The organism is Corynebacterium sp. HMSC074E01 (assembly GCF_001808885.1).
Taxonomy (GTDB): Bacteria; Actinomycetota; Actinomycetes; order Mycobacteriales; family Mycobacteriaceae; genus Corynebacterium.
The window spans coordinates 57,430-84,140 of sequence record NZ_KV794847.1 but is presented as its reverse complement, the minus strand read 5'-3'; the positions used below and the strand labels follow the sequence as shown (position 1 = coordinate 84,140).

At 60.1% G+C, this 26,711-nt stretch carries 22 protein-coding genes and 1 pseudogene; 7 read left to right on the top strand and 16 right to left on the bottom strand.

What is annotated here, in order from left to right:
- Positions 1–18 precede the first annotated feature (18 nt).
- A pseudogene (locus HMPREF2537_RS13035) lies at positions 19–912 on the top strand (glycosyltransferase family 87 protein); the annotation flags it as partial.
- A 194-nt stretch (positions 913–1,106) separates the two neighbouring features.
- Here the strand turns inward: HMPREF2537_RS13035 and HMPREF2537_RS06430 are convergent.
- The 12 genes from HMPREF2537_RS06430 to HMPREF2537_RS06375 all read right to left on the bottom strand — a co-directional run bounded on the left by HMPREF2537_RS06430 (position 1,107) and on the right by HMPREF2537_RS06375 (position 14,873).
- Positions 1,107–2,300, bottom strand: a complete 1,194-nt coding sequence (locus HMPREF2537_RS06430) for an acyltransferase family protein (RefSeq protein ID WP_070526668.1) — start codon at positions 2,298–2,300, stop codon at positions 1,107–1,109.
- Between the two features lie 3 nt (positions 2,301–2,303).
- Complete coding sequence (locus HMPREF2537_RS06425; protein ID WP_070526665.1) at positions 2,304–3,050, bottom strand: lysophospholipid acyltransferase family protein; 747 nt, start codon at positions 3,048–3,050, stop codon at positions 2,304–2,306.
- 66 nt (positions 3,051–3,116) lie between these two features.
- Entirely contained in the window at positions 3,117–4,073 is a 957-nt protein-coding gene (locus HMPREF2537_RS06420) for an ROK family protein (RefSeq protein ID WP_070526662.1), read from the bottom strand.
- Positions 4,066–5,229: a glycosyltransferase family 4 protein gene (locus tag HMPREF2537_RS06415; RefSeq protein WP_070526657.1), complete on the bottom strand. Its 1,164-nt coding sequence runs from the start codon at positions 5,227–5,229 to the stop codon at positions 4,066–4,068. Before HMPREF2537_RS06415 ends, HMPREF2537_RS06420 begins: the two co-directional genes overlap by 8 nt.
- Before the next feature lie 3 nt (positions 5,230–5,232).
- Positions 5,233–6,309, bottom strand: coding sequence for a C40 family peptidase (locus HMPREF2537_RS06410; protein ID WP_070526654.1), 1,077 nt, complete (start codon positions 6,307–6,309; stop codon positions 5,233–5,235).
- Between the two features lie 158 nt (positions 6,310–6,467).
- Positions 6,468–7,097 carry a C40 family peptidase gene (locus HMPREF2537_RS06405; protein ID WP_070527569.1) on the bottom strand — a complete coding sequence of 210 codons (630 nt, stop codon included), beginning with the start codon at positions 7,095–7,097 and terminating at the stop codon, positions 6,468–6,470.
- A gap of 1,282 nt (positions 7,098–8,379) precedes the next feature.
- Positions 8,380–10,002, bottom strand: a complete 1,623-nt coding sequence (locus tag HMPREF2537_RS06400) for a cytochrome bc1 complex cytochrome b subunit (protein ID WP_070526650.1) — start codon at positions 10,000–10,002, stop codon at positions 8,380–8,382.
- On the bottom strand, positions 10,002–11,222 hold the full coding sequence (locus HMPREF2537_RS06395) for a cytochrome bc1 complex Rieske iron-sulfur subunit (protein ID WP_070526647.1): 1,221 nt from the start codon (positions 11,220–11,222) through the stop codon (positions 10,002–10,004). The genes HMPREF2537_RS06400 and HMPREF2537_RS06395 overlap by 1 nt, the downstream gene beginning before the upstream one ends.
- The gene (locus HMPREF2537_RS06390; protein WP_029159009.1) at positions 11,219–12,106 is read right to left on the bottom strand and encodes a cytochrome bc1 complex diheme cytochrome c subunit; all 888 of its coding nucleotides are present in this window, start codon (positions 12,104–12,106) and stop codon (positions 11,219–11,221) included. The genes HMPREF2537_RS06395 and HMPREF2537_RS06390 overlap by 4 nt, the downstream gene beginning before the upstream one ends.
- Positions 12,107–12,173: 67 nt before the next feature.
- Positions 12,174–12,758: an aa3-type cytochrome oxidase subunit III gene (locus HMPREF2537_RS06385; protein WP_198531141.1), complete on the bottom strand. Its 585-nt coding sequence runs from the start codon at positions 12,756–12,758 to the stop codon at positions 12,174–12,176.
- A gap of 584 nt (positions 12,759–13,342) precedes the next feature.
- Entirely contained in the window at positions 13,343–13,774 is a 432-nt protein-coding gene (locus tag HMPREF2537_RS06380; RefSeq protein ID WP_070526641.1) for an aa3-type cytochrome oxidase subunit IV, read from the bottom strand.
- 19 nt (positions 13,775–13,793) lie between these two features.
- Entirely contained in the window at positions 13,794–14,873 is a 1,080-nt protein-coding gene (locus HMPREF2537_RS06375) for an aa3-type cytochrome oxidase subunit II (protein WP_070526638.1), read from the bottom strand.
- A gap of 354 nt (positions 14,874–15,227) precedes the next feature.
- Here HMPREF2537_RS06375 and asnB point away from each other — a divergent pair, with 354 nt between their 5' ends.
- Complete coding sequence (gene asnB / locus HMPREF2537_RS06370) at positions 15,228–17,150, top strand: asparagine synthase (glutamine-hydrolyzing) (protein ID WP_070526635.1); 1,923 nt, start codon at positions 15,228–15,230, stop codon at positions 17,148–17,150.
- Positions 17,151–17,220: 70 nt separating this feature from the next.
- Here asnB and HMPREF2537_RS06365 read toward each other — a convergent pair whose 3' ends face one another.
- A complete protein-coding gene (locus HMPREF2537_RS06365) occupies positions 17,221–17,565 on the bottom strand; it encodes a HesB/IscA family protein (RefSeq protein ID WP_070526632.1) in 345 nt (114 codons plus the stop codon).
- Positions 17,566–17,746: 181 nt separating this feature from the next.
- Here HMPREF2537_RS06365 and HMPREF2537_RS06360 point away from each other — a divergent pair, with 181 nt between their 5' ends.
- Positions 17,747–18,439: a DUF3043 domain-containing protein gene (locus tag HMPREF2537_RS06360; RefSeq protein ID WP_010190581.1), complete on the top strand. Its 693-nt coding sequence runs from the start codon at positions 17,747–17,749 to the stop codon at positions 18,437–18,439.
- A gap of 12 nt (positions 18,440–18,451) precedes the next feature.
- A complete protein-coding gene (locus HMPREF2537_RS06355) occupies positions 18,452–19,369 on the top strand; it encodes a nicotinate-nucleotide--dimethylbenzimidazole phosphoribosyltransferase (protein ID WP_070526629.1) in 918 nt (305 codons plus the stop codon).
- A gap of 9 nt (positions 19,370–19,378) precedes the next feature.
- On the opposite strand, the gene HMPREF2537_RS06350 is transcribed toward HMPREF2537_RS06355, so the two are convergent.
- A complete protein-coding gene (locus HMPREF2537_RS06350) occupies positions 19,379–20,482 on the bottom strand; it encodes a branched-chain amino acid aminotransferase (protein ID WP_070526626.1) in 1,104 nt (367 codons plus the stop codon).
- A 177-nt stretch (positions 20,483–20,659) separates the two neighbouring features.
- On the opposite strand from HMPREF2537_RS06350, the gene HMPREF2537_RS06345 reads away from it, so the two are divergent.
- Complete coding sequence (locus HMPREF2537_RS06345) at positions 20,660–22,159, top strand: leucyl aminopeptidase (RefSeq protein WP_070526623.1); 1,500 nt, start codon at positions 20,660–20,662, stop codon at positions 22,157–22,159.
- A gap of 48 nt (positions 22,160–22,207) precedes the next feature.
- Here the strand turns inward: HMPREF2537_RS06345 and HMPREF2537_RS06340 are convergent, their stop codons facing one another.
- The gene (locus HMPREF2537_RS06340) at positions 22,208–23,482 is read right to left on the bottom strand and encodes a glutaminase (RefSeq protein WP_070526619.1); all 1,275 of its coding nucleotides are present in this window, start codon (positions 23,480–23,482) and stop codon (positions 22,208–22,210) included.
- A gap of 28 nt (positions 23,483–23,510) precedes the next feature.
- Between HMPREF2537_RS06340 and HMPREF2537_RS06335 the strand changes: the two genes are divergently transcribed.
- Positions 23,511–24,053 carry an isochorismatase family protein gene (locus HMPREF2537_RS06335; RefSeq protein WP_070526616.1) on the top strand — a complete coding sequence of 181 codons (543 nt, stop codon included), beginning with the start codon at positions 23,511–23,513 and terminating at the stop codon, positions 24,051–24,053.
- A gap of 20 nt (positions 24,054–24,073) precedes the next feature.
- Here the strand turns inward: HMPREF2537_RS06335 and HMPREF2537_RS06330 are convergent, their stop codons facing one another.
- Positions 24,074–24,481, bottom strand: a complete 408-nt coding sequence (locus tag HMPREF2537_RS06330; RefSeq protein ID WP_070526613.1) for an oxidoreductase — start codon at positions 24,479–24,481, stop codon at positions 24,074–24,076.
- Between the two features lie 148 nt (positions 24,482–24,629).
- On the opposite strand from HMPREF2537_RS06330, the gene sucB reads away from it, so the two are divergent.
- Entirely contained in the window at positions 24,630–26,648 is a 2,019-nt protein-coding gene (gene sucB, locus HMPREF2537_RS06325; protein WP_070526610.1) for a 2-oxoglutarate dehydrogenase, E2 component, dihydrolipoamide succinyltransferase, read from the top strand.
- Positions 26,649–26,711: the final 63 nt, after the last annotated feature.

Genomic DNA, 26,711 nt, shown 5'->3' with positions numbered 1-26,711 from the left:
GGGCCTATACTCTACCGTGTGAAGAAAGCTCTCTACTCTCCCCTTCTCCCCTTGTTCATAGCAGGGCTGGCCTCCGTGGCATGGATTATTCAGCCTGCGGCGTTGTTCAGCAGTGGCAGCATTGTGCCTTCCTACCACATTGACCTCGATGTTTATCGTGAGGGGGGACGCGCGCTGCTACGCGGAGAGAATCTGTACGCCCAAAGCTATGTCCTCGACAACGGTTTTTCGCTGCCGTTCACGTACCCGCCTTTTGCCGCAACGCTTTTCGCCATGGTGTCATGGCTACCGCTGTGGCCACTGTCCATTCTTCTCACTGCGGCATCGGTGGCAGCGCTCTGGGTCTGCCTCTACGCCGTCCTCTCTCGAAGCTGCACCACTCACAGGCCCGGTTGGTGGTCCTCGTGGGCATTGTGCGCCTGCTTGCTGACCGAGCCGATTACTGAGACACTCAGCTTCGGTCAAGTAAACCTCCTGTTGACCGCGGCAGTCATTGTGGATTGCCTGATACTGAGGCCCCGCAACCCATGGCGTGGAATTCTGACAGGCGCAGCTATCGCTATCAAGCTCACCCCCGCGGTCTTCCTCGCCGTGTTTTTCGTTCGCCGAGACTGGCGCGCTCTTGCCACGGCGGTGGGGGCTTTTGTTGCCTGCGGCGTGGTGGGCTACCTCGCCTCCCCAGCGAGCTCCGCGGTGTATTGGACCGATACCATCCGGGATTCCTCCCGCATCGGTGGGCTGGCCTACTCGAGCAATCAATCACTCCGCGGCCTGCTCAGCCGCATCGTCCCAGAGCAGGCAACGGACCTCTGGATAATTGGGTGCCTCATCATCGTGGTGACGTTGTGGTGGGTCATGGAGCGCACATCCTCACAGATTGAGCTCGTGCTGCTGGCCTCGTCGGCAGCGCTGCTGTGTTCGCCAGTCTCGTGGTCGCACCACTTCACGTGGCTGTGCTTGGCGGCGGTGTATCTGACTGCTCGCCGCCGCTGGTTCTTTGCCGGCCTCACATGGCTGGTTCTGGTAGCTCGCGGTCACTGGCTTGTCCCCCACGGCGAGCAACTGGAACTGACGTGGTCGTGGTGGCAGCAGATTCCGGGCAATGACTACTTCTTGCTTGTCGTATTCCTCGTTGCGTTGAGCTGCTTGCTCAAGCTCACGCCCGCGGAGGAAGGTTCCTTCTTCCGCCGACTGGCACCGATCGCCGGCGGGGTCAGCGTCCAGCCTAAGACAGGTACCTTGCCTAGGGCCCATAGGGCCAAGGACGCAACAGCGCAATAAAGCACGCACATGCTGAGCCAGAACCAGGTGTTTTCCAGTGGCCATTGACCCGCCAGGGTGACCTCCCGCGGGTGGAGCGCCATGGGGTAGCCATAAAGAACCGTCAGGCCGATGGGGTGCCCCAGGTAGATGGGCAGCGTGTGCGAACCGATAAAACGCAAACCAGTAGACAAGACCGGAATATAAGACACTGCTACCGCCACCGCGATTCCTACCGGAACCTCGAAGAACTGCTCTACCATGCGGACGAGGATGTGAACGTCATCCCGCACCAGTGCCTCCGCGCCAGGTAGCAGCCAGGTGACATCGACTTCCCCTGCGTAGTTATCCCACGCGCGGCGGATGGAAAATCCGATGGCATAGGCCACGGTCATCCCGGAATATGCCCAGAAGCTACGGTGATCCCATGTTCCCTTAAACGGTGCCTCGATGGCGGCGGCGAATGCGGCAATGGCATCCCGAAAATAGGCAGCACCAACGAATACCGGGAGGAACATGATGGCTTTTGCAATCGAGGTGTACTGCGCCTGCCAAGCGATGAACAGAATCGGGGTAAAGCTCAGCGCCATCGCTGCCCACCCGGGCAGCTTGCGTACGCACCAGAGGAAGATATTGAACAGAATCAGCGCATGCAGGAACCAGGCCATGGAATGCCCCACTAGGAGGCTTGCGGCCATCTGATCAACATCGAAAATAGGGTCCCCGAATACCCAGTGGTATTCCACGCGCTTAGTCTGCAGCTCCACGAGCATCCACACGACATAAGGCACTAGGAAGTACCACAGGCGGCGGGTGAAAAGCTCGGCAAAGCTGAAGCGAAACACCTTTTGTGCGAAGAAGCCGCTCACCAAAAAGAACAAAGGCAAGCGCAAGGGGTCCAGCCACACGTTAAAGGCAGCCAGCCACGTGTCCTTGGATTCCGGAACCGTGAGCGTGATGTGCAGCAGCACGACGCCCAGGATGGAGATCCCCTTTGCTACATCGGGCCAAGCTAATCGCTGTTTCGGGGAGGAAGTCACTGACTACCGCGCCTCCGAACCGGGCTCGGCCCCTTCCGGGTAGCCGTGTCCGGCTTGCAGGGAAGCCTTGACATCAGAAGCGTAGACGTCGACATAAGGTTCGCCCGTCAACTCCGAGAGTTGCTTCATCACGTAATCCGTAAAGTCACGAGCGGTGGCGTGATCCTGCGGGTCGAGGTTGCGCTCAGCGGCCCATGCTCGGGGGTCGATGGGTTCTCCCACGCGCATGCCGACGCGAACGGGGCGCGGAATCCACGAGCCGATTGGATTGGCCTTCCGGGTATTGATCATGGCGATGGGAATGACCTTCTCACCCGTAGTCAGCGCGATGCGCGCCATGCCGGTGCGCCCCTTGTAGATACGTCCATCAGGCGAGCGAGTTCCTTCCGGGTAGATGCCAAAAAGATCGCCGCGGCCGATAATGCGCTCCGCGCTCGCTAGCATCGCGTCACTGGCATCCTTGTTGACGCGGTCAATCGGCACCTGCCCCACCGAACTAAAGAACCACTTTTGCAAGCTGCCGACGAAGCCCGGGGTGGTGAAATACTCGCTCTTTGCCAAGAAGGTAATCTGCCGCGGGCACAGAAGCGGGAAGTAGAAAGAATCCATCACCGCTTGGTGGGAGGAGGCCAAGATAGCCGAGCCGGATTCCGGGATGCGATCCATTCCTTCGGACCATGGGCGGTTCCACACTCGAAGGGCTGGGCCGAAAAAGATGTGCTTAAAGGCCCAGTACCACTTGTTTCGCATCGCTTATAGTCCTATCTGTATGTGCCGAACAGGCGGTGCTGCCCGGTGAAAGAAAAATGTGCGGTGTTAACCTCGGTGCTCCTGGCGGGCGAGATCAGCGACTCCGATCATACCTGCCGCCGAACCCAACTTCGCGGTTGCGACTCGGGCCAGAGGCCTGTGACCGGCCCCGACAATCTGGCTAGCCATGGATTCCCGCGCCCGATCCAGGTAAAGATCCGCGTCCTGGGACACCCCACCGCCGATCACAATCAGCTCTGGATCGAGCACATCCGCCACCATGGACAGTCCCTGTCCGAGCCACTGGCCGAAGTTCTCCATGACGGCCAATCCCAGTGGATCACCCTGCCGAGCCGCAGCGGTGATTTCCTCGCCGGAGGGGTTGAGTGGTAGGGCGGTGTCATAGTCACCACGCAAATCCGCACAGGTATCAGGCAATGCGGTGCCGGAGGCGTAACGCTCGAGGCAACCACGCTTGCCGCAGGAGCACAGGCGCCCACCCGGTGACACGACAAGGTGCCCAAACTCTGGTGCGGTACCGAAAGCTCCGCGGTAGATTGTGCCGTCCGTAAAAAGCGTGGCACCAATGCCGGTTCCCACGGCAAAAAAGACCCAGTCCTTCGCGCCGCGTCCAGCACCGAAGCGCCATTCCCCCCAAGCAGCCGAGTTAGCATCATGTTCTAGGCGAACCGGAACGTCCACACGGTTACTAAGGATCTCGCGTACTGGGGCATCACGCCACGGCAAATGCGGTGCGAAACGAACGACTTCACACTCGGGATCCAAAAAGCCTGCGAGGGCAAGCCCCACGGCCTCAATGTCATGGGATGCGGCCAGGGTGTCTACGCAGCGCACGATGTCATCTTCGAGTGTTTGCGCATCCGTGGCGGTGGGGACACTCAGCGAATCCACAATCTCTCCGGAGGGATCAATCACCGCAGCACGCAGGTTGGTTCCACCGATATCGAACCCGATGGTGAGGCCAGCGTGGCCGCCTTCAGCGGAGGGAGTGAGTTCAAGCATGACTAGTAGGATATACCGCGGCCTGCCCACGATCACATTCAAGAACTTCACGCAATCGTGCGCCCATAATCTCCCACGTCCAATGCTCTTCCACGTGGCGACGCCCAGCTTCCCCCATACGGTGGGCGCCGGGGACGTCGCCAAGCAGCGTCCGCAACGCCTGCTCAAGCTCCGGCACCGAGGAACCGCGCACAACAATGCCCGTCTCCGGCGTTACCGTCTCCGGCGCACCGCCGGAATCCCCCGCAACTACTGGCAGGCCCGCCGCCTGCGCCTCTAGGTAGACGATTCCCAGACCTTCGACGTCAAGGCCGCCACCCCGAGTGCGCGCCGGCATGGCAAACACGTCGGCTGCGTGGAGCGCCATCCGCAATTCCGCCGTATCCCGCGCTTCCTGCACCACTGCGTCCGGGCAGTACAGGCGTGCAAGCTCACGCACAGTCACCTCATAGCGACCGCGCCCGATGATGAGCAACTGGGCGTCGGGGATTCGCGCGCGCACCTCCGGCATCGCGCGCAACAGCTGGTCTTGGCCCTTCCGCGGGACCAGGCGGGAGATGCAGACGATGACCGGACCTGGGCCTAGCCCGAAGTGCTCCCGTGCTACTTGTTTCTCCTCCGAGGTAGCCGGGGTGAAATCCTCCAGGTTGACCGCTGAGGGCAGGTGCACCCACTGAGTACGCGTGCCGAACGCGGGCTCGAGCCTGTTGCGTGTGTATTCAGAGATATACGTGATGACATCGGCGTTCTGACCGATCCTGCGCAAGGCTTGCCGCGCCACGGGAAGCATGGACCACCCCACCTCATGCCCGTGTGTCGTTGCGACAATGCGGCGCGCCCCAGCCGCACGCGCGGACGGCGCCATGAGAGCCAGCGGAGCTGCAGCGCCAAACCAGACCGTCTCAATGTGGTGCTCACGAATGAGTTGCTGCATGCGACGTGCCGTGGCGGGCGTCGGCAACATGATGCTGCGTGGCCAGCGGACCACGGTATAGGGCAGCGTCGCGTCATACTCCGCGGCAGCATCCGTATCTTGGGTCGAGGCGAAGACCACGACTTCCCGTGGGGTGAGGGTAGCCAGAAAATCTCGAAGATAGGACTGGATCCCGCCAATGGTGGGCGGGAAGTCATTGGTGACGAGGAGGGTGCGCGCCATGACCTAGTATCGAACAGCGCCTTGGACGGGCATGGAATTAAGCGGCACCACGGCGACGGGCACGCCGTAGGTGGAGGCGTGAACCACTTGGCCATCACCGATGTACATTCCCACGTGGGTGACACCGGGATAGTAGCCCACGATGTCCCCTGGCTGCAGCTGATCCATCGGCACTGGGGTGCCACCGGCAAGCTGCGCCTGCGAGGTGCGCGGAATGCTCTTGCCCATCTGCTGGTAGCTCCACACCATAAGACCCGAACAATCAAAGGTATCGGGACCAGTAGCGCCCCATCCATAGGGAGCGCCGATGCGGGTGAGAGCGGCTTCGACGGCGGCGGAGCCCGATCCATCAGCCAACGCGGCTAGGTCAAGATCGGAAGACCCACCGAAGTGCTGGACCCACGCCTCTCGGGCTTCAGGGCTGAGGCCATCGATGGTGGCTTCTAGTTCCTTCTGTTGTTCCTCCAGCTCGGCCTTTTCCTTCAGAACAGTATCCCGCTGGTCCTGCAATTCATCACGCTTGCGGCGTGCTTCCTCGGCAGCATCGACAGCTTCCTGGTGCGCATCATCGGCGGCGGCAGAAGCAGCTACCATCGCATCTTCTTCACGTTTCGCGGCCTTGGACAAAGCGCCCAGGTAGCCCATGCGCTCGACCGCGCTGGCAACATCGTTGGCGTTAAGAGCAGCCGAGACCGAGGTCGATGCAGCATTCCTGCGATAACGCTTTTGCGCGAGCGCATCGATGCGTTCCTGCTGCGCAGCTACCGCCGCGGAAGCGTCTTCGGAACTACGGTGTGCCTCCTCGGCCTTGCGGTCCAGCTCTTCAATGCTCTTCTCCGACTCGGCGAGCTCATCCTCAAGTCCCTTGACCTCTTCGCCCTTGGCAGACACGCGCTGGGCGACGTCCGCCATACGCTCAATGAGGCCGGGGAGGTCTTCAGGATCCTGCGCTTGCGAGGTGCTTTCCTGCTGCTGCTCAGGAGAAACCTCCTGGGACACAGCCGATGGTGAAAGGACGACAACTGGAGCTGGGCTCAAGGCAAGTGCAGCGACCGCACACACAAGGCCACGACGCGACATGGATACCCCCGAAACTTAGAGAAGGTTAATAGCTGACTGAATTATACCCACAGCCGAGCAAAAACATAGCGGTTACAAGAATAGCCGAACCCCTTCCCTACCCTCACCATCAACATGGCAAGAGCAGCGGAAGGGGTTAAGACGATTACCGAGCGCGCTTAGAAGCGAACTGCGGAGTGAATCGGCATGTAGTGCAGGGAGCGCTCAGCCACCGGGGTGCCGGAGTTCAGAGCGTCAATGATGGTGCCGTTGCCGGTGTAGATACCGACGTGGGATGCTCCGGAGTAGTACACGATGATGTCACCCGGCTGCAGTGCATCGAGGGACACCGGGGTACCTGCGGAAGCCTGCGCCTGAGAGGTACGCGGGATGGACACACCAGCCTGCTGGTAGGCCCAGGAGGTCAGGCCAGAGCAATCGAAGGCGCTCGGACCATTGGCACCGTAGACGTACGGGGAACCGATTGCGGAACGAGCGGCTGCGAGCACCTTCTCGCCCACAGACTGGGACGGTGCCGGGGCTGCGGCGGCCGGGGTCTCAACAGCAGCGGCGTAGCCGCCACCCTGGTTAGCCCTGAAAGCCGGGATGTAGCGGTCAACGTTCGGCAGCTGCTGGATGTTCGGAACGTTCTCCAGGCCGGCAACCTCGAAGCGGATGTCGGTGTTCGGAACAACAACCTCGGTGGCGTTGGCAGCTGCCGGGGTAACAACTGCTGCGGTTGCTGCAATAGCAGCGGTGGATGCAATGCGACGGGTGTTTAGGTTGCCCTGACGACGGTGCTTAGCCACGAATTTAAACTCCAAATCTTCCTGCGCGCCTACTTTCTCCGCCAAGGAAGGAAAACCTTGCATTTGCCTTCGCAACGCGGAAAAAGCTCTGACCCAAGGGACGGGCCTAGCGTTCGACGATGACCCATTCCTGTAGAGCCATCTCCACTCGGCCCCCGAATTTTTAGGAGGGGCCAGACGCGGCGCTTAAATCTTCAGTTCGTATTGAGCACCGGTGATGTGTACACCGTGTCGGTAACTCAATGTCTCGAATAGGTTACGAAACCATCACAAGCGATGTCGAGTCAGAAACGCAAAACCAACCCCGTTACCGTCCTGTTATCAAATGGCAACCCAAACGACATAGTGCGGAATTTTTTCACTCCAGTGCACAATAACTATCGTCGGATAGCATGACCTGAGCAGCGACATCAGTGCCTCAGGGGCGCGCCACAATCGCTAGACCATTGACACAATACGTCAACGGGAAAGCTTCACAAAACTAGTGATGTAACCTTCGTCACACCGCCGTAATGGGCTTTAACAAAAGCCCCATTTGCCCCACTACCAACTCCCATCCGAGCCTCAAACAGCACGGACCGTTGAAAGAAATCCCTCTCCCAGCACCGCACGCATTCCGCCTTTCAGCACTCGCGAACAACGGCGATGCAACAATAGCCATACATATAAAGAGAGAAGCTCGAAAAGCGCACTGTTAAATCACGCACGACACTCAACGCAGCGATTCCGGCCACGGGACCGAGCAATCCGCTTGAATTCAAGTACTAAGGACGCTCGAAACCTAAGGGAATCATGAATTCTGGAACTTACCGCTTGTCTCAGTAATACGCCCCGCCTCTTCCCTTGAATCGCTTCCTACCAACGCCGGGAACTCCAACTAGCGCACCGGTCTCACCGAAAGAACAGATCTTCAATTAGAAAGGGGCTTAAGCACCCTCTAGCCCTATTAGCACGCATCAGGGGCCCGCATAAGGGGCAAAAAATGAGAAAGCATCCCGTCCATCGAGTGGACGAAACTCATTGCTCTATATATAGATTGCCCTTTATCCGCGCCGCTCATGCACGGACAGAAGGGCCCCTACCCACTTACCCCATGGAGATCACTGCTTAGGAAGCGAAGCAAGCGGAAGACTGCAAGAGCCCGTCGTGACCGGTCAGCCAAAGGCTGACCGGGACTTCACTTAATACGCCTCATACAAATAAACGCTGAAAGCCCGTACCCCCTCCCTAGTACATGGAAGGCGGTACGGGCTCTGTGAGCGTGTTTCAGTGAGTGAAGGCGCTAAATGCGGCCATTCTCCTCGTCCTCGCGACGGTTAGCCTCGTTGAGCTGACGGAACATCTCCGTCTCCTCAGCGTGGTTCTCGTGGCGAATCTCGTTGACGCGGGACACGATAGCCGGGTCATCGGTGGAGAAGATACCCTGCGTCTCGGAATCAGCCAGACCAAGCTGGTTAAGCTGCTTCGGAACCTGGGCGCCAGCGTACTCGAGCGGAATCGGATGGCCATGGTCATCGACCGGACCGAGCGGCTGGTGAACCTCGATGAAGGCACCATTCGGCAGCTGCTTGATGACGCCGGTCTCAATACCGTGCTCCAGCACCTCACGGTCGGAGCGCTGCAGACCAACACAAATGCGGTAGGTCATAAAGTATGCAATCGGCGGCAGGACAATCAGACCGATACGGCCAACCCAGGTCATCGCATTCAGCGAGATTTGGAAGAAGTGTGCCACGTGGTCGTTACCACCAGACAGCGTTACCAGCAGGAAGAAGACGATGGCAGCCGCACCGATAGCGGAGCGAACCGGAACGTCACGCGGGCGCTGCAGGAGGTTGTGGTGAGCGTCGTCGCCAGTCAGCTTCTTCTCAATGAAGGGGTAGGCGAAGAGCAGGACAACCATCAGACCACAGAGCAGTGCAACCCAGAAGGCAGACGGAATGGTGTAATTGCCGATGTAGAGCTCCCATGCCGGCATGACACGAGCAACACCATCAGTCCACAGCATGTAAATATCCGGCTGGGAACCAGCGGAGACCTGGGACGGGTTGTACGGGCCAAGGTTCCAAATGGCGTTAATCGTCATCAGACCAGAGATGAGTGCCAGCACGCCGGCAACCATCATGCCCATGCCGATGGCCTTCGTAGCGAAGACCGGCATAATGCGAACACCGACAACGTTGTTCTCAGCGCGACCCGGTCCAGGGAACTGGGTGTGCTTCTGGAACCAGACCATGATGAGGTGAGCTGCGATGAGGCCCAGGATGATGCCCGGGATAACCAGCACGTGCAGGATGTAGAAGCGGTCCAGCATCAGGTCGGACGGGAAGTCGCCACCGAAGATGGCCCAGTGCAGCCAGGTACCGATGATCGGCAGACCCAGGATGATGGCGGACATGATTCGCAGACCAACACCGGAGAGCAGGTCGTCCGGGAGGGAGTAACCGAGGAAGCCCTCGACCATGCCCAGAAGGATCAGAGCGCAACCGATAATCCAGTTAGCCTCACGCGGGCGGCGGAACGCACCGGTGAAGAAGATGCGCAGCATGTGGGCAATCATGGACATCATGAACATGAGTGCTGCCCAGTGGTGCATCTGGCGGACGAAGAGGCCACCGCGCACCTCAAAGGAAATATCCAGCGCCGTTGCATAAGCACGGGACATCTCGACGCCGTTCAGCGGAGTGTAGCCGCCGTCATAGATGACCTTCGTGATGGAAGGATCGAAGAACAGCGCCAAGTAGATGCCGGTCAGCACCAAGATGATGAAGCTGTACAGTGCCATCTCACCGAGCATGAAGGACCAGTGAGTGGGAAAGACTTTGTTGAGCTGGGTACGCAGGACGCCGGCAGCGGAGTACCGCTCGTCCATGTTGTTACCCATCTGTGCAAGTTTGTTACTCATTATGACTTACGCTCCCAGAATGCAGGTCCGACGGGCTCGATGAAGTTGCCCTTTGCAATGAGGTAGCCCTCTTCGTCTACGTCAATCGGCAGCTGCGGCAGCGCACGAGCGGCCGGGCCGAAGACCGGCTTGCCGTAGTGCAGTGCATCGAACTGCGACTGGTGGCACGGGCAAAGAATGCGGTTGGTCTGAGCCTCGTACAGCGAGGTCGGGCAACCAATGTGGGTACAAATCTTGGAGTAGGCGTAGTAATCGCCGTAGTGGAAGTCTTCCTGACCCTTGCGCTCGATGGCCTTCTTGGCATCATCGTTGCGCAGGCGGATGAGCATCACGGCGTTACGGTTGCCATGGATGGAGTGCATGTGGTTGGTGTAGACATCCTTATCCTCGGAGTACTCAGCACCATCGTTGACGTCCTCAGCAGCCAACGGGAAGACGGTCTCCATACCACCGGCAGCGAGATCCTCCGGACGCACACGCACCAGGCGGGTAACACCGCGCGTGGTGTAGTGAGAGCCGGACTCACCCTCGTGCTTCTCAGCGATGGTACCGGTGTCGCGTGCGAGGTAGAGCTTGACGCCCTTCTCGTGCATGGTCCAACCGGAGGTCCACAGTGTGCCGTCACCGGTGTAGTCCAAGTCGTGGCGCTTCTTCCACGGGTTGTTGATAGCGCCGCCGAGCGGAGCAATGACGGTAAGGCCGAAGAGAACGCCAGCACCGCCGAGCAGACCCATGATGGTCTTACGACGACCCAGAGTCGAAGTGGTCCAGGAGTCGTTGAGGAGTGCGGTCAGCGTGCGACGGTCAACCTCTTCGGAAGGACCATCGTGGCGACGCTGAACGGAAATCTCCTCGGGGAGAATCTTCTTGACGTACTGGACAATGGCGAAGCCCAGGCCCAGGATGCACAGACCAGAGGTCAGGCCAAGCAGCGGGGTGTAAAGGGTATGCCACCACAGGCCATCCTCACCCAGCATCTTGTACTCCCACGGCCAGAAGAGGTACACGCCAAGGAAAGCGATACCCATCAGGACGGAGATGATAAGCCAGAAGGTGACATTGCCGGCAGCGCGCTTCTCAGCGGGGTCTCCCTCGACTGGGAAGCGCTCCTTGCGGAAGGCAACGGTGACATCATCCAGCTCGGTACCGAGCGCTGCGAGCTCGTCGTTGCTCATAGCATCGAGCTCTTTACGAGAGTAATTCTTCTTTACGTTGCTCATGAGCGAGATCCAATCCACATAGCGGCAACGCACAGAAGGCTGATGCCGATAATCCACATTGCCAGGCCCTCAGCCACCGGACCGAGGCCGCCGAGCGACCAACCAGCCGGAGACGGGGTTTCCTTCGCAGACTTGAGGTAGGCGATGATGTCCTTCTTCTCATCTGCGGTCAGCTGACGGTCAGAGAACTTAGGCATGTTCTGCGGACCGGTCAGCATCGCCTGGTAGATCTCCTGCTCGTTGGCGGGGTCTAGCGGCGGAGCGAACTTACCAGAGGAAAGGGCGCCTCCCCTACCGGTGAAGTTGTGGCAGGAGGCGCAGTTCATACGGAAGAGCTCGGAGCCTTTTGCTACGTCCTCTGCCTGGATCTGACCGTTGTAGTTAGCGCCGCGCAGGGACTCCTGCGCAACGGAGCCATCCTCGTCGTAGACGATGTCGGCACCGCCACCGTTGGCAGCGACGTAGGCGGCAAGCGCCAGGGTCTGCTGCTCGGTGTAGCGCGGAGTCTTGCGCTCCGCCTGAGCGTCGTTAGACATCATCGGCATACGGCCGGAGTGAACCTGGAAGTACACGGAGCCGGCGCCAATACCAACGAGGGAAGGACCGCGGTCCTGGATACCCTGCAGGTTCGCACCGTGGCAGGTGATACAAGCGACTTCGTAGATGTCCTTGCCCTCTTGGACGAGTGCCTGGTCATCCTTTGCGGCGGTGGCCACCTGTGCATCAGGGGTCAGGGCGGAAGCCAAGACACCTGCGCCGGTAAGCCCGATGCTCAGTGCAAAGACGCCAGCAAGCGTGCGCTTCGCCTTGCGGCGACGGCGGGTCTTCTTAGCCGCGGCAGTGGTGTCTTCCACTGCGGCGGGCTGCTGGATGTTATCCATCATTTTCCTTTAGATAACTCGTACATGGAGATGAATGACTGTAGGCCGGATATTCTCCGGCGACTACGACCTACTGAACTAGGTAGATGACTACGAACACGCCGATCCACACAACGTCAACGAAGTGCCAGTAGTAAGACACTGCCATTGCCGCGGTGGCCTGTGCAGGCGTGAACTTGGAGCGCGCAATGCGCGCCAAGATGATTCCGAAGGAAATCAGACCCGCAGTCACGTGGGCCGCGTGGAAGCCGGTCAGGATGTAGAAGACCGAACCGAACACGCTGGACTGAACAGTGACACCAGCCATGATCAACTCTGTCCACTCGAACGCCATGATGCCCAAGAAGACAACACCCAACGCGATGGTTACCGAGTACCAGAGTCGGAGCTTGTAAACGTCACCCCTTTCTGCTGCAAACACGCCGAACTGAGAGGTCACGGAGGAAAGAACCAGGACACTCGTAATGAGGAAGCCCATGGGCACGTTGATGTGCGCCGTGTGCTCTGCCCAGTCACCCTCCTGGCCGTTCGCACGCGAGGTGAACCACATCGCGAACAGTCCAGCAAAGAACATCAATTCCTGAGACAGGAACACGATGGTGCCGACGCTGACCATGTTGGGTCGGTTCAGCGCGGCAACACGTGGTGCTGCCATACCTTGGTTAGAAACTACGCTCGTCACGCATAACAGTATGGCTGGTCCAGCCGCATAAGTCATCTCATTTCCCCCCGATCTTTTGGAGGTTACGACCTAGACCTTCACAGTTTTAACCCTGGGTGCGGACCATAGGTCTTCCAGGAAATAGCCGGGAACTTTTTAGCACGCTTTACGACGCCCCATCCCTGCAGGTAGTGAGACTTGGCAACGATTGTTGCGAAGCCAGCAACAGGGCAAGAATCGGTACGTTTTCCCCGCAGTTCAATTCCGGGCAGACCAACGCTAATGAGATAAATCACACCCGCCCCCGCCGGCGAAAGCGCAGGACTGCAACTTTCGGTTGACCCCCGTAAAAATGGCCGTTAACGTGCTGGAACTCTAGGCACAGACCTACAGTTACACGCTTTCGACAGTCGCCCACTCCCCCAGCGTTCCACCCGCAGCGAAATTCTTTCGCCAATTTTGGGAACTTTCCACAACACTGTACGACGCAGTCTTATCAACGACAACGCCCCCGCCACGATGCGTGGCGGGGGCGTGAGAAGTCGTGACGCTAGAAAGCGCGGGGAAAGGGTTAAGCTTTAGTGCTTTTCCTTCGGAAGGCCATACTGCAGGGACAGGCCAGTCACGGAGGTGACGAGCAGGACTGCGCCCAGGATGATCATCCAGAAGTAGAGGTAGATGATGCCAAGACCCAGCACCGCAATGGAGCCAGTCATGCACAGTGGCCAGATGGAGCTCGGAGAGAAGAAGCCGAGGATACCGGCTGCGTCTTCAGTCTCCGCCTCTTCCCAATCTTCCGGTACGATGTCGGAGCGGTTTTCGGTGAAGTGCAGGTAGCCACCCAACATGAGGCAGAGAAGCATTGCGAGGACCATACCCACGATGCCAACCCACTCGGTGCCGTACATGTAGCCATCATCCTTGACGTAATTAACGCCAATGGTGTAGACGATGAGCGACACGAAGAGGTAGGTCGCGATGGAATAGAAGACCTTAGATGTTGCACGCATTTTCTATCAGTTCCTTTTCTTATGCCGCCTCAGCGGTGTCGACGAAGTTGTCGGCATCGCGGGTGTCGCGCAGAGAGTTGAACGGAGCGGTGGTAACTGCGTAGGGCTCTTCACCGATGTGCTCGAGAGCCTCGGCGTTGGTTGCCTGCGGGTTCTCCTCACGGAACTTGAGGTACTCGTTGAAGTCTGCGCGGTCAACGACGCGAATCTCAAAGTTCATCATGGCGTGGTAAGTACCGCACATCTCAGCACAGCGACCAACGAAGGCGCCCTTTTCCTCAATCTTCTCTACCTGGAAGCGACGCTCCTGAGAGTTGTTCTCCGGGTGTGCGTAGGCATCGCGCTTAAACAGGAACTCCGGAACCCAGAAGGAGTGGGAAACATCGCCGGAGGCGAGGCGGAACTCAATCGGGGTGTCTACCGGCAGAACCAGGACCGGAACCTCTTCGGTGGTACCGACGGTCTCAATCTTGTTGAAGTTGAGGTAAGAGATGTCACCCATGGACTTACCGTGGATCGGGTTCGGGTTCTCAGTGCCCTCCGGATCCATGGAAGATTCCTCAGCGAGCTTTTGGCGCTCAGCATCGGCACCATCGTAGTTCTCGCCATCAACCTTGTTCTCGGCGTAGCCGAACTTCCAATTCCACTGGAAAGCCGTGACGTCGACGGTAACTTCAGGGTTCTTATCCAACGCCGTCACCTTCTGCTGTGCCTGAACCGTGAAGAAGAACAGACCCATGATGATGAGAATCGGAATGATGGTCAGAGCCATCTCCAGCGGCACGTTGTACTGCAGCTGCTTCGGGAACTCGCCCTTGCCAGCCTTCTCAGCCTTCTTCGCACTCCAGCGGAAGATAGCGGTGAGGAACAGACCCCACATAATGAAACCGATAATCCATGCAGCAACCCAGACCCAGATCCAGAAGTTGTACATCGAGGTCGCCTCAGGGGTCACACCCTTCGGCCAACCCATGCCAAGGAGGTTCTCAACGGCCGTCGGTGCTGCGACGTCACAACCTGCCAGAGCTAGACCGCCCAGAGCGATGACGCCCGCTAGGCCCGCCTTACGGCCGAGGTTGCGTTGCTTACGCTGTCCCACGTGTGTTCTGCCTTTCTGTGCACACAAACTTCTCGAATACTCACAGAGCATTCCTACCCAATCAGGATAGAGGATCCTGCCTGAATTTCAGACCTTTTCGCTGGACTGATTAGACGCTGGCCCCGCTCTATAAATAGTGAACGTACGGGATGTTACCGGCCCACCTGCACAAGGTCACACCGACTACCCCACCCTCCCCCTACCCGCTATGACCCAATTCACAGAGCGTACAGCTGTGCATCATCCGAAAGTTCGCACCCTAACGGGGAGCGCGGCGCGGGGTTCGCAGATCCTCCGGATCCGGCCGTAAAGTGTGTCAAAGATGAAGCTTGATATATAAGGAGAAGCAAGTTTATGTGCGGACTCTGCGCGCTACTGAGCGCCGATCGCAATGCCACCCAGCACCTGGAGGCCCTCGAGCAATCCCTCCAGTGCATGCGCCACCGCGGCCCCGACGCTGCCGGCACCTGGCATGACGAGGATGCAGCCTTCGGCTTTAACCGTCTATCCATTATTGATTTAGAGCACTCGAACCAGCCGCTTCGCTGGGGCCCCGAGGACAACCCCGAGCGCTATGCCCTCACCTTCAATGGCGAGATTTATAACTACGTGGAGCTGCGCGAAGAGCTCAGCGCAGCTGGCTACACCTTCAATACTGAAGGCGATGGCGAGCCCATCGTCGTCGGCTACCACCATTGGGGCAAGGACGTTGTCGAGCACCTGCGCGGCATGTTCGGCTTCGTCATCTGGGATACCGAAACTCGGACGATGTTTGCCGCGCGCGACCAGTTCGGCATCAAGCCCCTCTACTACGCCACCACCGACGCCGGCGCCGTTTTTGCCTCTGAAATGAAGTGCATCCTCTCGATGGCCGATTCGCTGGGTCTAGACCTCAGCCTTGATAGGCGCGCCATCGAGCACTACGTGGACTTGCAGTACGTGCCTGAGCCGGAGTCCCTCCACGCCAATATTCGCCGCGTCGAGTCTGGCTGCACCGTTACGCTTCGCCCTGGCGAAAAAGTTGTATCTGAGCGCTACTTCAAGCCCCGCTTCCCCATTCAGCCAGTGAAGCAAGGCGAGGAGCAGAAGCTCTTCGATAAGATTGCCCGGGCGTTGGAGGATAGCGTCGAGAAGCACATGCGTGCCGATGTGACCGTCGGCTCCTTTCTCTCGGGCGGCATCGACTCCACCGCCATCGCAGCCTTGGCCAAGCGGCATAACCCGGACCTCCTCACCTTCACCACTGGCTTCGAACGCGAAGGCTACTCCGAGGTAGACGTAGCCGCCGAGTCCGCCGCAGCCATCGGTGTAGAGCACATCGTCAAGATCGTCTCCCCCGAGGAATACGCCGAGGCTGTACCGAAGATCATGTGGTACCTGGACAACCCCGTCGCGGATCCCTCCCTCGTTCCGCTGTACTTCGTGGCCCAGGAAGCCCGTAAGCACGTCAAGGTAGTGCTCTCCGGTGAAGGTGCGGACGAGCTCTTTGGCGGCTACACCATTTATAAGGAGCCACTCTCGCTAGCCCCGTTCGAGAAGATCCCCTCCCCGCTGCGCCGTGGCTTGGGCAAGCTCTCGCAGGTCCTCCCCGAAGGTATGAAGGGCAAGTCCCTGCTCAACCGCGGCTCCATGACCATGGAGGAGCGCTATTACGGCAACGCTCGTTCCTTCAACTTCGAGCAGCTCCAGCGGGTGCTCCCGTGGGCTAAGCCGGAGTGGGACCACCGCGAGGTCACCGCGCCGATTTATGCGCAGTCCCAGGACTTTGACCCGGTAGCCCGCATGCAGCACCTCGACCTGTTTACGTGGATGCGCGGCGATATTCTGGTCAAGGCCGACAAGATGAACATGGCCAACTCCCTAGAGCTGCGCGTTCCTTTCCTTGACAAGGAAGTGTTCAAGGTCGCGGAAACTATCCCCTATGACCTCAAGATTTCGCACGGCACCACCAAGTACGCTCTGCGCAAAGCCATGGAGCAGATTGTCCCGCCGCACGTACTGCACCGCAAGAAACTGGGCTTCCCGGTTCCCATGCGCCACTGGTTGGCCGGCGATGAGCTTTACGGTTGGGCCCAGGATCAGATCACGGAGTCCCAGACCGAGGACATCTTCAACAAGAAGGAAGTTCTGGAGATGCTCAAGGAGCACCGTGACGGAATCTCCGATCACTCCCGCCGCCTGTGGACGGTGCTGTCCTTCATGATTTGGCATGGCATCTTCGTGGAGGAGCGCATCGACCCGAAGATTGAGCAGCGCGACTACCCCGTGAAGCTCTAATAAGGATAAAGAATAAAAAAGCGAAGCCCTCGCCACACGGCGAGGGCTTCGGTATATCGTCTATGTGACTTTAATTGAAGGAGTCACCACAAGCGCAGGATCCGCCAGCATTGGGGTTATCAATGGTAAAGCCCTGGGCCTCAATAGTGTCGGAGAAGTCGATCTTGGCACCGGTGAGGTACGGGATGGACATCTTGTCCACAACGAGATTGACTCCACCAATGGTGTCTACCTTGTCACCATCCAGGGTGCGGTCATCGAAGTAGAGCTGGTAGCGCAGACCCGCGCAGCCGCCCGGCTGAACGGCAATGCGCAGTGACAGATCATCGCGGCCTTCCTGATCAAGCAGGGACTTTGCCTTAGCCGCAGCGGCCTCGGTCAGGATAACTCCGGTTGCAGACGCGGGAGCGGTCATGATTTCTCCTCATTATGTTTACGGAATTTTTTCTGGAGCCCACCCTACCCCCTCATACAAGAGGAAGAAAGGATGCCTCACAGTTCACTAGTGGTTCACTGGCGCCCTGTTCCCTCACCACAACGCCATCTCCCGCGGGCCTATTCCCGTTATGTCCGCGCGACCTTGTACGCTAAACAGCGTGAAACTTCCGTGGCAAAAAGATGACAAGACTTCTTCCCCCGCCGAGCACACCCCGGCGCCGGAAGAGCAACCCGCCGCCGAGAAACCGCACCGCAAGGGCTACACGCCGCCGAAGGGCCGCCCCACACCCAAGCGCGATGCGCAAGAAATCGCCCGCGGTGTTAAGCGAGATCCCCGAGGAATGTCGGACGCGCAGCGCTACCAGCACCGCAAGGAACTCAAAGCTTCCATGTCTAAGGCAGAGTGGAAGGAATACAAGCGCAAGGAGCGCCAAGAGTCCCGCGAGCGCAACAAGGTGGCACAGGAACGCATGGCCGCGGGCGACGAGCGCTACCTCCTCGCCCGCGATAAGGGCGATGTCCGCCGCTACGTGCGCGATTGGGTAGATTCCCACCGCTTCATTAACGAGTGGGTCATGCCCTTTGCCATCGTGCTGCTGGTGCTCATGTTCGTCAGCACCCGGGACCCGCGTCTGTCCCAGATCATCTCGATCGGCGCGATGGCGGTCATCGTGGTCTTCGCTGTCGAGGGCTTCTGGCTCGCGCGCAAGTGCAACAACGCCGTGCGCCTGAAGTTCCCCGGCACCACCGAGGCCGGTTTTGGTCTAGGGTTCTACGCGTACTCCCGCGCCTCCCAGCCACGCAAGTGGCGCACGCCGCGTCCGCAGGTGGAGCGCGGGGCCACCGTCTAGGCCGGAGGACACATGCCTGAATTCACCGCCGTTCCCCAGCTGCGCCCTTCAACCGCAGCACAACCAAACCGCATGGCAGAGATTGCTGCATGGCTGGCGGCAGCGCAGGATTCTTCGCAGGCCACAGCGCTTGAGCGGCCCCGGGCCGTCGTCTTTGAAAGCGCCCGCCCCAGCGCTGAACGCACTGTTGACGGCGTGGGTATCACGCAGCACTCCCCCGCTGATGAGGAACAGTGGCGCGATAATCTCCTCAGCGCTGCACAGCGGGCGGGGGCGGGCATCGACTTCGTCGAGTGCACCAGCAGCGGCTCCGAAAACTCTGAGCCGCGCGGCAGCACTACCGCCATGTCCCCTGCGGAGTGCGACTCCTTCGTAAGCCTAGGCATGACCACGGCAGATCGGGAGATCGATTCCGGCGCCGACCTGCTCATCGCGTCCGCTTGTGACATCGGCACGGAGACCGTTGCCACCAGTGTTATGGGCCGGATCACCCACACCGAACCTGTAGCGATCGTGGGGACGAATACGCTCGCCAGCGGTATCACGGATGCGCAGTGGAAGGCCCGCGTGAGCGTTGTGCGTGACTCCATGTTCCGCGCCCGCAACCTAGAGGGCTGGGAGGTCGTGCAGACCATCGGTTCCCCGGCTCTCGCAGCGTTAGTGGGTTTCATCGCGCAGGCCACGGCGCGGCGTACGCCGGTGCTTATCGACGGCCCCGTGGCCGCCACCGCTGCCGTCTTGGCCGAGCGCACCGCGCCCGGCGTGAAGGGCTGGCTGCGCGCTGGCAGTACGACCCCCGATCCGGCTTATGCCCTCGCACTCAAGGAGCTGGGCCTTAGCCCACTGCTTGATTTAAACCTGAGTGAAGGTTTCCCTCTCGGCGCGCTCGCGGCCTTGCCGCTGGTGCAGCTGGCCGCCGAGCTCGCCTAGACAGCTTACTTATTTCGCTTCAACCAGCGTGTGCAGCCAGCCGTGGGTATCCTCCACGGACCCACGCTGGATGCCGGTGAGGCGCTCGCGCAGAGCCATCGTCGTGGCACCGGCCTCATCGTTGTTGATGTGGAAGTCGGTCTCGTTGCCCATGACGTGACCCACCGGGGTAATAACGGCCGCGGTACCGCAGGCGAAGGCCTCCACCATCGCGCCGGAGGCAACGTCCTGCTCCCACTCCTTATAGGTGATGCGGCGTTCTTCCACCTTCAGACCCATGTCCTCAGCAACCTGCAGAAGCGAGGCGCGGGTAATGCCTGGCAGCAGAGAACCCGACAGCGCTGGGGTCACCAGGGTTTGGTTGCCCTCTTCGCCATAGACGAAGGCCAGGTTCATGCCTCCCATTTCCTCGATGTAAGTGCGGTCGATGGCGTCCAGCCACACCACCTGGTCGCAGCCCTTTTCCGCTGCCTGCGCCTGGGCGAGAAGGGAGGCTGCATAGTTACCGGCAAACTTGGCCGCGCCCGTGCCGCCGGGAGCAGCGCGGACGTAGTCGGTGGACAGCCAGACGGACACCGGCTTGATGCCGCCGGTGAAGTACGCGCCTGCTGGGGAGGCGATAACAACATAGCGATAGGAGTGCGCCGGGTGCACGCCCAGGGAGACATCAGTAGCGATCATGAAGGGGCGGAAGTACAGAGCTGCCTCGCCGCCGGCTTCGGGGACCCAGGCCTGGTCGACGTCGACAAGCTGGCGCAGGGATTCGATGAACTCCTCTTCTGGCAGCTGCGGCATTGCCATGCGCTCAGCAGAAGCCTGCAGACGCTGCGCGTTCTGCTCTGGGCGGAAGGTGGCGATGCTGCCGTCGGGCTGGCGGTAGGCCTTGATGCCCTCGAAGATGGCCTGGCCGTAGTGGAAGACAGTGGAGGCCGGATCCATGCTGAACGGCGCGTAGGGGCGCACCTGCGCGTCGTGCCAACCCTTGTCCTCGGTCCAGTCAATCGTCACCATGTGGTCGGTGAAGTACTTACCAAAGCCCGGATTCGCCAGAATCTCCTGCAGGCGTTCCGGGGAGGTGGGATTTTCAGTTCGCGTCACGGTGTAATTCAACATGCATCACAGCGTACTCCCCAGGCACCTATAGAAGTGCAGAAATGCCCCAACGAACTAACTCATGGAGAAGTTGTGAAGCAATCAACCTATGGATGAATAGTCCTTGCGCGTTCCACGTCATGGACACGGGTAGGGTGTGAGGAGTATCCCATTATCATTTTTCTCAAGGAGGACATCGTGGCTTCTTCCACGTTCGAACTGCCCGCACGCGGCTCTTTCCCCACCGTTGAGCTGACCAAGAAGGCCCCCAAGCAGGCAGACGCCCTGCTCATTGCTACCTTTGCTGGTGAGGAGGGGCTCGAGGTTCCGGGCACCTCTCTGCTTGGTTCTTCCGCGCTGCGCTCTACGTACGAGGCTCTCGCTGCGGTGGGCGCGACGGGTAAGGCCGGGGAGATCGTGAAGGTTCCCGCCCCACAGAAGGCAGGTGCTGCGCAGGTCATCGCGTTGGGCTTGGGTGACGTTGAAGCGCTCGACGATGAAGCTTTGCGCCGCGCCGCTGGCAGCGCCGCTCGCGCCACCGCGGGCGTGGGCACCATCGTGACCACCCTGGCGGACTTCGGCGTTACGGCCGCCGTTGAGGGCCTCATCCTCGGCGGCTATGCCTACCGCGGTATCCGCTCCACCGAGCTCACGGAGAAGGAGCAACCGTCCACCTTCATCGTGGTGGCTGATAAGTCTGTTTCCGAAGAATTCGAGGCTGCCCGCATCGTGGCTGAGTCTGTCTTGATCGCCCGCGACCTGGTGAACACCCCGGCGAACGAGCTTTACCCGGAGTCCTACGCCGCGTTCCTTTCCGGTGAGGCGAAGGAAGCTGGATTGGACGTCGAGGTTCTCGATGAAAAGCAGCTTAAGAAGCAGGGCTTCGGCGGCATCCTTGCCGTGGGCAAGGGCTCTGCTCGCCCGCCGCGCTTGGTGCGCCTGAGCTGGAAGCCCAAGAAGGCCAAGAAGCACGTGGCTCTCGTGGGTAAGGGCATTACCTTCGATACCGGCGGTATTTCCTTGAAGCCGGGCAATGGCATGTGGGACATGATTTCGGATATGGGCGGCTCCGCTGCCATGGCGGCCACCATCATCGCTGCAGCCAAGCTGAAGCTGCCGGTTCGGATCACCGCTACCCTGCCGCTGGCTGAGAACATGCCGGGCTCTGGTGCCACCCGCCCGGGCGATGTCATTACCCACTACGGTGGCCTGACCTCCGAGGTGCTCAACACCGACGCTGAGGGCCGCCTCGTGCTGTCGGATGCCATCGCCCGCGCCAGCGAGGACAAGCCGGATTACCTCATCGAAACCGCTACGCTTACCGGCGCACAAATTGTGGCACTGGGTTCGCGTACCTCTGGAATCATGGGCTCCGATGTCCTCCGCGATCGCCTCGCCGAAATCGGCCGCGAGGTGGGCGAGAATGCCTGGGCCATGCCGCTGCTGGAAGAGCACGACGAGGAGATCAAGTCCCAGGCCGCGGATATCCGCAACATCAACGCTAAGCGCGAGGGCGGCATGGAGTTCGCTGGTACCTACCTCAAGCAGTTCGTGGGCGAGGGCATCGAGTGGGCCCACATCGATATCGCAGGCCCTTCCTGGAATGGTTCCGCCCCACGCGGCTACACCCCGAAGCGCGCCACCGGTGTGCCGGTGCGCACCGTGGTGGCAGCGCTGCGCGAGATTTCCGAAGCCTAAATCAGAGCGTCTTCAAGTCGCCCCCTCGTGTGAGCGGCTTTAGGCCGCTCACACCTCTTCGCCGGCGATAACGTAGTCCTCCTTGTCAGCCAGCGGGAGGACGGTGCCGTCGGACATAGCGCGATCGGTGACGACCCCATGGTCGTCGACAAGCGCCACCTCGTTGCCGCCCTCACGCAGCCGGCGCAGGCCTTCCTTGAGCATGCGCCGGCCCACTTTGTGCAACCCAGAGACCTGGGAGAAGTCCAGGGCCAGGCGCTTGCCGGAGAACTGGCGCTCCTCCAGCTCGTGGAGGATGGCTTCTGTTGCGGTGAAGTTGATGTGACCCTGCAGGCGGATGATCGCCGTGTCATCGTCTTCGTCAACGCTGCGCACGGGGTGCACACCGAAGCGGTTCTCCGTGGACATCAGGTGCAGGCCCATGTCCGAGGAGAGCTCGCGGAAGATTGCGGTGCCGCGCACGCTATTTCCCTGCTCATCGAGGCGCGGCGAGAACGTCGCCACACCAATCTGGCCCGGCAGCGTGCCGATGAGACCGCCGGATACACCCGACTTAGCGGGGATTCCCACTTCAGTCATCCAGCGCCCAGCGCCGTCATACATGCCACAGGAACTCATCACCGCCAAGGTCATGCGGCATACATCGGCGTCCAGAATCTTCTCCCCCGTCACCGGCTGGCGCCCACCATTGGCCAAGGTGGCGGTCATGACGGCGAGGTCGCGCACGTCGACCGACAGCGCGCACTGCGAGGTATAGGACAGCACTGCGTCGTGGGCATCGTCCTGAATGATGCCATATGAGCGCAGCATGTGGGCGAGGGAGAGGTTACGCTCGGCGTGCTCTAGTTCGGAGTCACACAGGCGCTTGTCGACGTCCACCTCGCGCCCCGCCAGCTTGGAGATGAAGGAACGAATCTTTTCCACGCGGTCCTCCACGCTGGAGTCCACACCGTTGATGAGCTGGTTGACCACAATGGCGCCAGCGTTAATCATCGGGTTTACCGGCCGGTGGTCTTTGGCTAGGGAAAGCTCGTTGAAGGCCTGCCCAGAGGGCTCGAGGCCGACGACCTCACGCACCGCGTCTAAGCCCAGCTCGCTCAAAGCGAGGGCATAGACGAATGGTTTTGAGATGGACTGGATGGTGAAGCGGTTTTCCGCATCACCGGCGCTATATAGGTGGCCTGTCACAGAGCACAGAGCAACGCCCAACTGGTCTGGGTTTGCGCTGGCCAGTTCCGGGATATAGTCCGCTACTTCACCGGAATCATGATCGTGTACGCCATCAAGAATCTTCTGTAGATAAAAAGGAATCGGTGTTTTCATCGCTTCCCAGGGTATAGAATTGCCGCGTATGACACCTGCACTCATCATTGTCGATGTCCAACATGACTTCTGCCCCGGCGGAGCCCTCGGCACCGAACGCGGCAACGAAGTTGCTGAGCGCATCGGCGCGCTCCAAGCCTCCTATGAGACGGTCGTAGCCACACAGGATTGGCATATCGACCCAGGCACTCATTTCTCTGAGAACCCCGACTTTGTCGATACCTGGCCTACACACTGCGTAGCTGATTCCTTCGGCGCCGCCATGCACGAGGCCATCGCGCCCGCCCAGGCCTACTTCAAGAAGGGCGAATACACCGCCGCCTACTCGGGCTTCGAGGGCGCGGCCGATGGAGTTTCCTTAGCGGACTGGTTGCGGGAGCACAACGTCACCGCCGTGGACATCGTTGGCATTGCCACCGATCACTGCGTGCGCGCGACGGCTGCCGACGCCCTGAAGGAAGGCTTCACCGTGCGGGTTCTGGCAGACTATTGCGCGCCCGTCGACGAGGCCCGCGGCGCCGCCGCCCTGGAGGAACTGGCCAAGGCAGGCGCCACCATCGTTAGCGAATAAGCAACAGGGGTTGTGGCTGTTTAGCTATCGCCCTGTTGGTTTTGCTGCTGGCGCTGCTCAAAACGTTCGCGGCGCTCGCGCTGCTCCTCCCGCTTGCGCAGAATGCGCTCTCGCTCGATGCGCTCGCGCATGCGCTGCGGGTAACCGGTCTCTTCGACGTCATAGACATCGCAGCGCAGAAGCTTGGCCACCGCGTCAATACCTTTGGGCCCACCAATGCGGCGGCGGATGAAGGCGCCGCTTTCATCAACCACGACGACCGACATCTCGTTGACCACGGTCTCCGGCTCCACAAATGCCTCAACATAGGCCCGCCCTTGAACCCAGGCTTGAAGCTCCTGCGCGTCTTCAGCGCGAATGGTCTCCCCCGGTGCGCGGGGTGGGCGCAGTTGGGACTTAGAGCTATTGCGGCGGAAGGGGTTGAACATGGCTCTTTAGCCTACCGGAGGCCACCTTCAGCCACTTCACGCGGAGGATGCCCCAATTAACCCCACCCATGCGCGCCTTTTATAAACACGCTGTAGAATCAATCACTAGCGTTTCAAAAATTCCAACTTTCGAGGAGTCTTAATACTTATGGCACACTCTGTTGTGATGCCCGAACTGGGCGAATCTGTAACCGAAGGCACGATTACCCAGTGGCTGAAGTCCGTCGGTGACACCGTTGAGGTCGACGAACCTTTGCTCGAGGTCTCCACCGACAAGGTCGACACCGAAATCCCCTCCCCGGTCGCCGGCACCATCCTCGAAATCAAGGCTGAGGAAGATGACACCGTAGACGTGGGCGAGGTCATCGCCATTATCGGTAATGAGGGCGAGTCCGCACCAGCTGCCGAGGAGTCGGAGGACTCTTCTGAGAAGGCTGCTGAGACCCCGGACAAGCCTGCTGAGGACGCTGAGTCTGAGGCTCCGGCTGCTTCTGGTGACGCCACCGACGTAGAGATGCCGGAACTCGGTGAGTCCGTCACCGAAGGCACCATCACCCAGTGGCTGAAGTCCGTCGGCGACACCGTTGAGGTCGACGAACCACTCCTCGAGGTCTCCACCGACAAGGTCGACACCGAAATCCCGTCCCCAGTCGCCGGCACCCTCGTTGAAATCCTCGCCGAGGAAGATGACACCGTCGACGTCGGTGCCGTCATCGCCCGCGTAGGCGACGGCTCCGCCGCAGCCTCCGAGAAGCCTGCCGCCAAGGAAGAAAAGAAGGAAGAGCCCAAGGCCGAAGAGAAGTCTGAGGACAAGCCTGCTGCTTCTGGTGACGCCACCGATGTGGAGATGCCGGAACTCGGTGAGTCCGTCACCGAAGGCACCATCACCCAGTGGCTGAAGTCCGTCGGCGACACCGTTGAGGTCGACGAACCACTCCTCGAGGTCTCCACCGACAAGGTCGACACCGAAATCCCGTCCCCAGTCGCCGGCACCCTCGTTGAAATCCTCGCCGAGGAAGATGACACCGTCGACGTCGGTGCCGTCATCGCCCGCGTAGGCGACGGCTCCGCCGCAGCCTCCGAGAAGCCTGCCGCCAAGGAAGAAAAGAAGGAAGAGCCCAAGGCCGAAGAGAAGAAGGAAGAGCCGAAGGCCGAAGAGAAGCCTGCTGCTTCCCAGCCCTCGGAGCCGAAGGCATCCGAGACTTCCACCAAGGTCAACAACGGCGATAACGTCCCGTACGTCACCCCGCTGGTGCGCAAGCTGGCTGAAAAGCACGGCGTGGACCTCTCCACTGTCTCTGGCACTGGCGTCGGCGGCCGCATCCGCAAGCAGGACGTCTTGGCCGCTGCTGGCGAGGGTGAAGCTCCGGCTTCCTCCGCTAGCGCATCCTCCAGCAACCCGCGTGCTCGCTGGTCCACCAAGTCCGTGGATCCGGAGAAGCAGGAGCTCATCGGCACCACCCAGAAGGTCAACCGTATCCGCGAGATCACGGCGTCCAAGATGGTTGAGGCCCTCCAGATTTCCGCTCAGCTGACCCACGTCCAGGAAGTCGATATGACCGCCATCTGGGATATGCGCAAGCAGTCCAAGCAGGCGTTCATTGATAAGTACGAGGCCAACCTCTCCTTCCTGCCGTTCATCGTGAAGGCAACTGTTGAGGCTCTGGTATCCCACCCGAACGTCAACGCTTCCTACAACCCGGAGACCAAGGAGATGACCTACCACGCTGACGTCAACGTGGCCATCGCCGTGGATACTCCGCGCGGCCTGCTAACCCCGGTCATCCACAAGGCGCAAGATCTGACTCTGCCGGAGATTGCCCAGAAGATCGCCGAGCTGGCTGACAAGGCACGCAACAACAAGCTCAAGCCGAACGATCTGACCGGCGCAACCTTCACTGTGACCAACATCGGCTCCGAGGGCGCCCTGCTGGATACCCCGATTCTGGTTCCGCCGCAGGCTGGCATCCTGGGCACCGCCGCTATCACCAAGCGCGCGGTTGTCGTCACCGAGGATGGCCAGGACGCCATCGCCATCCGCCAGATGTGCTACCTGCCGTTCACCTACGACCACCAGGTGGTCGACGGTGCCGACGCTGGTCGCTTCGTCACGACCATCAAGGACCGCCTCGAAACCGCAGATTTCGAAGCCGACCTTGACCTCTAAGGCTTAACAAGACTCCAAGTCTTAAGAGGCCTGCTCCCCCGCCACTGTGGCGGGGGGGCTTCG

What these genes read in the sequence shown, in the direction of transcription:
- HMPREF2537_RS06335 (WP_070526616.1), top strand. Translation starts at nt 23,511, where the DNA reads ATGACACCTGCACTCATCATTGTCGATGTCCAACATGACTTCTGCCCC.
- HMPREF2537_RS06400 (WP_070526650.1), bottom strand. Translation starts at nt 10,002, where the DNA reads ATGAGTAACAAACTTGCACAGATGGGTAACAACATGGACGAGCGGTAC.
- HMPREF2537_RS06365 (WP_070526632.1), bottom strand. Translation starts at nt 17,565, where the DNA reads ATGACCGCTCCCGCGTCTGCAACCGGAGTTATCCTGACCGAGGCCGCT.
- HMPREF2537_RS06330 (WP_070526613.1), bottom strand. Translation starts at nt 24,481, where the DNA reads ATGTTCAACCCCTTCCGCCGCAATAGCTCTAAGTCCCAACTGCGCCCA.
- HMPREF2537_RS06410 (WP_070526654.1), bottom strand. Translation starts at nt 6,309, where the DNA reads ATGTCGCGTCGTGGCCTTGTGTGTGCGGTCGCTGCACTTGCCTTGAGC.
- HMPREF2537_RS06395 (WP_070526647.1), bottom strand. Translation starts at nt 11,222, where the DNA reads ATGAGCAACGTAAAGAAGAATTACTCTCGTAAAGAGCTCGATGCTATG.
- HMPREF2537_RS06390 (WP_029159009.1), bottom strand. Translation starts at nt 12,106, where the DNA reads ATGATGGATAACATCCAGCAGCCCGCCGCAGTGGAAGACACCACTGCC.
- HMPREF2537_RS06340 (WP_070526619.1), bottom strand. Translation starts at nt 23,482, where the DNA reads ATGAAAACACCGATTCCTTTTTATCTACAGAAGATTCTTGATGGCGTA.
- asnB (WP_070526635.1), top strand. Translation starts at nt 15,228, where the DNA reads ATGTGCGGACTCTGCGCGCTACTGAGCGCCGATCGCAATGCCACCCAG.
- HMPREF2537_RS06425 (WP_070526665.1), bottom strand. Translation starts at nt 3,050, where the DNA reads ATGCGAAACAAGTGGTACTGGGCCTTTAAGCACATCTTTTTCGGCCCA.
- HMPREF2537_RS06380 (WP_070526641.1), bottom strand. Translation starts at nt 13,774, where the DNA reads ATGCGTGCAACATCTAAGGTCTTCTATTCCATCGCGACCTACCTCTTC.
- HMPREF2537_RS06420 (WP_070526662.1), bottom strand. Translation starts at nt 4,073, where the DNA reads ATGCTTGAACTCACTCCCTCCGCTGAAGGCGGCCACGCTGGCCTCACC.
- sucB (WP_070526610.1), top strand. Translation starts at nt 24,630, where the DNA reads ATGGCACACTCTGTTGTGATGCCCGAACTGGGCGAATCTGTAACCGAA.
- HMPREF2537_RS06350 (WP_070526626.1), bottom strand. Translation starts at nt 20,482, where the DNA reads ATGTTGAATTACACCGTGACGCGAACTGAAAATCCCACCTCCCCGGAA.
- HMPREF2537_RS06385 (WP_198531141.1), bottom strand. Translation starts at nt 12,758, where the DNA reads ATGGCAGCACCACGTGTTGCCGCGCTGAACCGACCCAACATGGTCAGC.
- HMPREF2537_RS06355 (WP_070526629.1), top strand. Translation starts at nt 18,452, where the DNA reads ATGCCTGAATTCACCGCCGTTCCCCAGCTGCGCCCTTCAACCGCAGCA.
- HMPREF2537_RS06415 (WP_070526657.1), bottom strand. Translation starts at nt 5,229, where the DNA reads ATGGCGCGCACCCTCCTCGTCACCAATGACTTCCCGCCCACCATTGGC.